The following is a 7885-nucleotide window of genomic DNA, read 5'->3' as shown; positions in this document are numbered from 1 at the left end:
CTCTTCTCCTCCTTCTTCTCCTTCTTTTTTTTTTTTTCTCCTCCTCCTTCCTCCTCTCTCTCCTCCTCTCTCTTCCTCTTCTTCCTCTTCTCTGTCTCCTCTACTTCCCTTATATTACGTTAGCCTCGATAGTTATCTTGATTTTCTAAGAACCATTGATAAGTTGCAGTTAAGCCATCTTCTAAGCTCGTTTTCGCTTCCCATCCTAAACTCTTTAAACGTGAGACATCCATCAGTTTACGAGGTGTGCCGTCTGGTTTAGTAGTGTCAAATTCAATATCGCCTTTATAGCCCACTACTTTAGCCACAGTTTCAACAAGTTCGCGAATAGTGCAATCAACACCAGTACCGACATTGATATGACTTAGCATTTCTTGCGTATTTTCTAGATACACCTCTTGAGCAAGGTTCATTACGTAAATTGAAGCTGCCGCCATATCATCTACATGTAAAAACTCTCGCATAGGTTTACCGCTACCCCACGCAACAACTTGCATGTCGCCATTTAATTTTGCTTCGTGGAAGCGACGCAACAATGCTGGAATAACGTGAGAGTTTTGAGGATGAAAATTATCATTTTCACCATACAAATTAGTTGGCATTACTGATCGATAGTTGCGACCATATTGGCGATTATAAGACTCGCACATTTTGATACCTGCAATCTTAGCAATTGCGTAAGGCTCATTGGTTTCTTCTAAAGATCCTGTCAATAATGAGTCTTCCCGCATCGGTTGTTGTGCAAACTTTGGATAAATACAAGACGATCCCAAGAATAGTATATCTTGAACACCATGTAGATGTGCAGAGTGAATAATATTGTTTTGAATCGTCAAATTTTGATAGATAAACTCAGCAGGGTACGAATTGTTAGCAACAATCCCACCGACTTTCGCGGCCGCAAGATAAACTTGATCAATATGGTCAGTCGCAAAAAACTCTTCGACAGCTAGTGCATCTAAAAGATTAAGTTCATTACGATCTTTAGTAATAAGTTCTACTGAAGAATCTTTAGATAGTTGACGAACAATAGCTGAACCAACCATACCTTTATGACCAGCAACAAATACTCTTTTCATACTAGTTCCGATAATATAGATAAAAAAGCAGAGTCGTAAATGAGGAACTCTGCAATATAAACGAATCAGTATTACTGATTAATTAGCTTTCAAGTGAGATCGCAACGTCAAATCCGTGTTCTTTTAGAACTGCGTATTGTTTTGCCTTATCGATATCAAACGCAACCATTTCTGCACACATTTCTTCTACAGTGATCTCTGGAGTCCAGCCAAGTTTAGCTTTTGCTTTACTAGGGTCACCAAGTAGTGTCTCTACTTCCGCAGGCCGAAAGAAGCGAGGGTTTACTTTTACAATGACATCACCAGCTTTAACTTTTGGTGCCTTTTGTTTATCAATAGCAACAACAGTAGCTTTTTCATCAACCCCTTCGCCAGAAAACTCAAGTTCAATACCTGCTTCCTTAGCTGACAAACGAACAAACTCGCGTACAGAGATCTGCTTACCAGTGGCAATAACAAAGTCTTCAGCTTGTTCTTGTTGAAGCATCATCCATTGCATACGAACGTAGTCTTTAGCATGCCCCCAGTCACGCAACGCGTCCATATTGCCAAGCTCTAGGCACGACTCCAAACCTTGAGAGATGTTCGCAATTGCGCGAGTAATCTTGCGAGTCACAAAAGTTTCACCGCGACGAGGCGACTCGTGGTTAAATAAAATTCCATTACATGCGTACATACCGTAAGACTCACGATAGTTAACCACAATCCAGTATGCATACATTTTAGCCACAGCATATGGCGAACGCGGATAAAAAGGCGTCGTTTCGCGCTGTGGAATTTCTCGGACCTCACCATAAAGTTCTGACGTTGACGCTTGATAAAAGCGAGTTTTCTTTTCCAAACCATTGATACGAACCGCCTCCAGAAGGCGAAGAGTTCCCATGCCATCAACATCAGCAACATACTCTGGAGATTCAAAGGAAACAGCTACGTGCGACATTGCTCCTAAGTTATAGATTTCATCAGGTTGAATTTCTTTAACTAGTCGAATTAGGTTTGAAGAATCCGTAAGATCGCCATAGTGCAGTTTAATATTTGCACCGCCGTTTACCAACGCATCAATACGTTCTGTGTTGTATGATGATGCTCGGCGAATAAGACCGTGAACTTCATAACCTTTTTTAACTAGAAGGTCAGCTAAGTAAGAGCCGTCTTGACCTGTGATTCCTGTAATAAGTGCTTTTTTCATATATACAACTTTATCTGAAGTTAATGTTTATACTATTTTTACTATAGTCAAACGTATGGTTGATTTTAATTGATCTCATGCAAAATTCACATTTACTTTCGCACTATCTCTTTTATAAGGCCCTTCTTTGATCTCAAGTAATAGTGCCGTTTCGCTGATGCATTCAACACTATGTATTTCATTAGGTCGAATTGTAACCATTATCGAATCTTGTTCTTCTCCCAGATATCTAGAAGATAGAATCTCACCGCTTTTTGAATAGTGATTAATTTTCACAGTCCCTTTAAGAACAGTAAACAACTCCCATTGATGAGGAGAATCATGAAAGTGAGGTTCAACAAAACTACCTTTCACCATAGCTATAAGTAATCGCTGCACTTGCTCTTCATAATTAGAATGAAGATTAAAGTGCGAGCGGAGTCTTAAAGAGTTCATAGCTTCTGAATATAAGTCATCGAGTGTAGACGAAGATAAAAATTCCATAGCTCCTCGCTCGTTAAATTCTATTAAATTTAGCATCTAATTTCTTAGCAATGTTTTCCACCGAGAACTCTGCTTTCAACAATGCATATGCACTAGCTCCAGTACACTGCCTAGTAGATAGGTCCATTAACCTAATTGCGTTTTTAAACAGCGCATCATCTTGTCCAGTTTCCGTAATAAATCCTGCTTTATTGTCATTCACAATATCAAGCAAATCATTTCCTACGTTAACACTACCTAAAATAGGCAATGACTGAACCATATAACCTAGAAGCTTACCTGGAAAGTTATGCGCAGTGTGGTTCGAAGCTAAAGAGAATAAGCCAACATCCATTTCTGATAAGATTTGTTTAAATTCATTTTGATTTACAGAAGGAATATAAGAAAAATTTTCTAATTTCCAATCTAAAGCCAGTTGGTTTATCAATTCAACTTCGTCGCCTTGCCCAACAAAAAGAAAGTGTGCATCTTGATATGATTGCATCTTTTTTACGAGTCGCATTAAATTACTCATATCTTGAGCATGACCGATATTACCGCCATAAAAGAAAACAACTTTATTCTCAAGACCTAATTTTTTTTTATACTCATAAGGATATCGATTCTCATGAGGTTTAAGAGAGGCCCAATTACGCAATACTTCTACAGGATAAAGGCTACCGGTCAAGTCATTAAACAACTCTAAATTCTTATGCGACATAAGACCAATCGTATCAGCTTGCTTATACGTTAACGATTCAAAGAATCTGAAATAACGTTCAATGATCGACCCTTGTTTAATCATCCCTGCATCAATAACCCATTGGGGAAATAGATCTCTCAAAATTAAGTAAGAAGGACATCGGCAACGTTTCTTTAGTTTTTTAACCAAATGACCGAAAAAAATTGAAGGCGAGTAGTATATTATTCCGTCAAAAGTATCAATTGAAACCTTATCAGAAATCGCACACCATGCTCTTGGAGATAATAATGTCTCGTTTATAGCCCTTTTTACTTTGCTAACATCCTTGAGGGGGCCACTAGAGAAACGCCAAACTGTTACTCCTTCGAAGTTTAAAGTTTCTAACTGAGATTTCTGACCTACTCCTGGAGTAATTACTGTTATTTGATGCCCCATAAGTACAAACTGTTTAGCTAAATCATGAAACATCTTGGCCGCCACTCGGGTGCTGTGTGGCATATAATCATCGATAATAAATGCTAAGTGCATTATTATTTTTTCCAAACTACACGATTAACATAATCAGTATAGCTAAGAATTGTTCGAAGCACTTTATCAGATACATTTGGTGCAATATAATCAGCCACTTTATTCAACAAACGAGTTTCCCCTCTTGGTTGCCCATCCAAGATTTCTACTGCTTGCAGAATTCTTTCTACACTCATTCCAGTAAACATAACTGCCCCCTCTTCAAACCCTTCAGGACGCTCTTGTGCTTCACGAATGTTAATAGCGGGGAAGTTTAGAATAGATGACTCTTCTGTAATCGTACCGCTATCACTCAAGACTACTTTTGCTTCTTTTTGTAAACGAATATAATCACTAAAATTAAGTGGTTTCATCAGACGAACTAAAGGGTGAAACTCCAAATTTAATACTTCAATTTTTTTCCTAGTTCTAGGGTGAGTAGATACAATTATTGGAAGGTTATACTTCTCGGCAATCGTTTTTAACGCTAAAACATAGTTGTTTATATTACGTTCAGAATCAACATTTTCCTCGCGGTGTACACTCACTAAGAAATAGCCTTCACTTATCAAATTCAACCGCTTTATAACATCTGACTGTGCAATTTTTTCTTCGTAATAATTCAGCACTTCATCCATTGGACTACCAGTTTTAACAATTAAATCAGGGCTAATTCCTTCACGTAGTAAATAATCACGAGCAATGTCACTATATGGCATGTTTATATCTGAAATATGATCAACGATTTTACGGTTAATTTCTTCCGGAACACGCAAATCAAAGCAACGATTACCTGCCTCCATATGGAAAATTGGGATTTTTTTACGTTTTGCGGAGATTGCAGAAAGAGCACTGTTGGTATCTCCTAAAATTAAAACTGCATCAGGTTTAATTCCTTCAAAAAACTTATCCGACTTGCTAATAACCTGTGCCATGGTTTCAGCTGCATTACCGCCTGCACATTCTAAAAATACATCAGGAGCTCTAATACCTAAATCATCAAAAAAAATTTGATTCAATTCATAGTCATAGTTTTGGCCTGTATGAATTAAGATATGCTCTGTATGTCTATCCAACTTAGAAATGATTCTTGACAAGCGAATAATCTCTGGACGAGTTCCAACAACTGTTACTACTTTTAATTTACTCATTAATATATCTCTTAAGGTAATCTGCATACATAAAAGTGACCAAATCATCCCAACTTAAGGGTAAAAAACCAGTCTCACCACGAAATTTGTTAGAGCTAAGAGAACGATCGATCATAAAATCTTCACAATTCTCAATTTTAATTTTTTTATCATAAACATCCGCAACTTTTGATAGCAGAGAATACTTATCAATAGGTTCTGCGGATAGATGATATAAGCCCGATAAAGAAGCATTGGGAAGTACAAATTCTGCAAGAACTTGTGCTATGTAGACAGTTGGTAACCCCGAAAAAATAGCCTTAGAAAAGCCTTTTACTGTACTCTCTTGAGTTAAGAACCAATCGATAAGGCTTACAGAAGATTTTAACTCATGACCAATAATTGAAGTACGTATAGTAATGTGCTTGCCATAGTCAACCTCGCCAAGGCACTTAGATTTTCCATAAAGATCTGTTGCTGTTGGTAAATCTGATTCTAAGTAATTACCAATTTCCCCATCAAAAATGCAGTCAGTTGAAAAATGTACTAGTCTGGCTCCTATAACGTCACAAAATTCAGCAATTTTGTGTGGTAACAGAGCATTAATCTCGATAGCGTCAACATGTTTCTTAGAACCATCATGTTGTTTGATTAGACCAATACAATTTATTACTACATCTGGTTTAATTGATAAAATGGCTATTTCTAACGTCGTAAAGTCTTTTACATCGACATTAAAAACGAGTTTATTCGACGATGGAAAAAATCGCTCAAGACGATCGATAGTTCGAACTGTTCCATAAACATCAAAGGCTGGTAATTCAGATAAATTGGAGAAGATACTGTAGCCCAACATACCTGTTGCTCCAATAACAAGTACTTTCATGCTATACACCTTCAGGAACCATAACGTTCCCTGCTTCAATTTCCCTTATGAAATCAAGCTTTCTTAGTAATTGTTTCATTCCTTCAACATCAAGACGGTCTGTATTATGAGAGTTGTAATCTTCAACTTTAGAAAGATCTTTTTCACCTTCATCAAAGTATTTTGAGTAATTTAGATCACGATTATCAGCTGGAACACGATAATATTCACCTTGCTCCTGTGCAATAAACATTTCCTCTCTACTGCATAAAGCTTCATACTGTTTTTCACCATGGCGGGTACCGATAATATTAACTTCATGGTCTTTCTTATCCAATATTTCAAGTAAAGCTTGCACTAGTACTTCAATTGTAGCGGCTGGTGCTTTTTGAACAAAAATATCTCCATTTTTGCCATTTTCAAATGCATGCAAAACCAAATCAACAGCATCATCAAGGGTCATCATAAATCGAGTCATATTTGGATCTGTAATAGTTATAGGCTCATTATTGACAATTTGACGAATAAAAAGTGGAATAACTGAACCACGAGAAGCCATAACGTTTCCGTAGCGAGTACCGCAAATCGTTGTATTTGTGTACTCTAGATTGCGGCTTTTTGCAACAACGACTTTTTCCATCATAGCTTTAGAAATACCCATTGCATTTATCGGGTAAACTGCTTTATCAGTGCTCAAACAAACAACTCGCTCAACACCATGAATAATCGAAGCCTCCAATACATTTTCAGTCCCAATAATATTGGTTTTAACAGCTTCAAGAGGGTAAAACTCGCATGATGGAACTTGCTTCAAAGCTGCAGCATGATAAACGAAATCAACACCGCGCATTGCATTCGAAACACTCTGTACATCCCTAACATCACCAATATAAAACTTTAACTTATCTGACTGGAAATGCTTGCGCATATCATCTTGCTTCTTTTCATCACGCGAGAAAATACGGATCTCTTTAATATTTGTATTTAAAAATCGACGAAGAACAGCATTGCCAAATGAACCAGTGCCACCTGTAATTAATAAAACTTTATTTTTAAACATTATATCCTCACGATATCGTTACATAAATCTATATATTTTTTACATCTAGAATACGGGGTGTCAAAATGATTTAATCTTTCAATACCTAACTTCACCTTATCCCCATAAAGCTCTCTATCAGAAGATAAAGATAATATTTTTTCTGCTATATCATTTGCATTCAAAGGATCAAAATAGATAGCAGCATCACCACAAATACTCTGTGAAAAAGAGTAATTAGAAGTCAAAATAGGCTTCTTCATTATCATTGCTTCTGGATAAGATGCAGAGAAACATTCAACAAGCGTTGGAAGAATCATTGCATCACATTTGTCGTATAATTTAGGACATTCAGAATTGCTAATCACACCAACGTTTTTTATAAACTTTTCATAACCTGAGAACTCTTTAAAAAAAAATTCATCAGGCACGGTTATTGTAAATTCATAAGACCGTGCCTCATTTTTCAGAATATCTACTACATCTTTCAATATGAGCAAATTTTTATGAGGATACGGTGAAGCAATTGTAAGAAGCCTAAATGGATTAATCTCAGATGAAATAGAAGTAGTTGATTTGAAATTTTTAAAGTATGAACTAGATGTATTAGTAACAACATGAATCTTTTCTTTGTCAATATCCAATAGTTTTGACAGTCGAGTTTGTACATCAGATGTTTCAACTACAAACTCATTTGAATGGTGCCTTAATAAAAAAGTGTGATAATTCTTCAATAGAAGCAATTTTAATTTCTTATAAAATCCAAGCGAATTAAAATATGGTAATTCGCCATACAAGTAATAACCTTGTGCAAACCCTACAATATGTTTTGTTCTAGGATTCCAATATGTAGGACCAAAAATAGAAAAGACACAATCAGGCTTCACTGTAGATTCTATTTTATCTAATTC

General features: G+C 36.5%; 8 protein-coding genes. All 8 read right to left on the bottom strand.

Translation table 11 applies throughout. The features are described 5' to 3' along the window. Positions 1 to 119: 119 nt before the first annotated feature. Positions 120 to 1079, bottom strand: coding sequence for a GDP-L-fucose synthase (gene fcl, locus HW45_RS04475; RefSeq protein WP_038225201.1), 960 nt, complete (start codon positions 1077 to 1079; stop codon positions 120 to 122). Between the two features lie 82 nt (positions 1080 to 1161). Next, positions 1162 to 2268 carry a GDP-mannose 4,6-dehydratase gene (gene gmd / locus HW45_RS04470; RefSeq protein ID WP_038225199.1) on the bottom strand — a complete coding sequence of 369 codons (1107 nt, stop codon included), beginning with the start codon at positions 2266 to 2268 and terminating at the stop codon, positions 1162 to 1164. 75 nt (positions 2269 to 2343) lie between these two features. Further along, on the bottom strand, positions 2344 to 2751 hold the full coding sequence (locus HW45_RS04465; RefSeq protein WP_038225202.1) for a WbuC family cupin fold metalloprotein: 408 nt from the start codon (positions 2749 to 2751) through the stop codon (positions 2344 to 2346). Between the two features lie 13 nt (positions 2752 to 2764). Continuing rightward, positions 2765 to 3961 carry a glycosyltransferase family 4 protein gene (locus HW45_RS04460; protein WP_038225196.1) on the bottom strand — a complete coding sequence of 399 codons (1197 nt, stop codon included), beginning with the start codon at positions 3959 to 3961 and terminating at the stop codon, positions 2765 to 2767. A gap of 2 nt (positions 3962 to 3963) precedes the next feature. Further along, the gene (gene wecB, locus HW45_RS04455; protein ID WP_038225194.1) at positions 3964 to 5091 is read right to left on the bottom strand and encodes a non-hydrolyzing UDP-N-acetylglucosamine 2-epimerase; all 1128 of its coding nucleotides are present in this window, start codon (positions 5089 to 5091) and stop codon (positions 3964 to 3966) included. Continuing rightward, the gene (locus HW45_RS04450) at positions 5084 to 5956 is read right to left on the bottom strand and encodes a dTDP-4-dehydrorhamnose reductase family protein (protein WP_038225191.1); all 873 of its coding nucleotides are present in this window, start codon (positions 5954 to 5956) and stop codon (positions 5084 to 5086) included. Before HW45_RS04450 ends, wecB begins: the two co-directional genes overlap by 8 nt. 1 nt (position 5957) lies before the next feature. After that, a complete protein-coding gene (locus HW45_RS04445) occupies positions 5958 to 6995 on the bottom strand; it encodes a polysaccharide biosynthesis protein (protein ID WP_038225188.1) in 1038 nt (345 codons plus the stop codon). Beyond that, positions 6995 to 7885 (bottom strand): glycosyltransferase (locus tag HW45_RS04440; RefSeq protein ID WP_038225186.1); only part of this gene is annotated, 891 nt, incomplete at its 5' end. The genes HW45_RS04440 and HW45_RS04445, both read right to left, overlap by 1 nt.

Origin of the sequence: Vibrio sp. ER1A (assembly GCF_000733315.1) — a bacterium.
Lineage (GTDB): Bacteria > Pseudomonadota > Gammaproteobacteria > Enterobacterales > Vibrionaceae > Vibrio > Vibrio mediterranei.
This window is presented reverse-complemented; position numbering and strand designations above follow the sequence as displayed.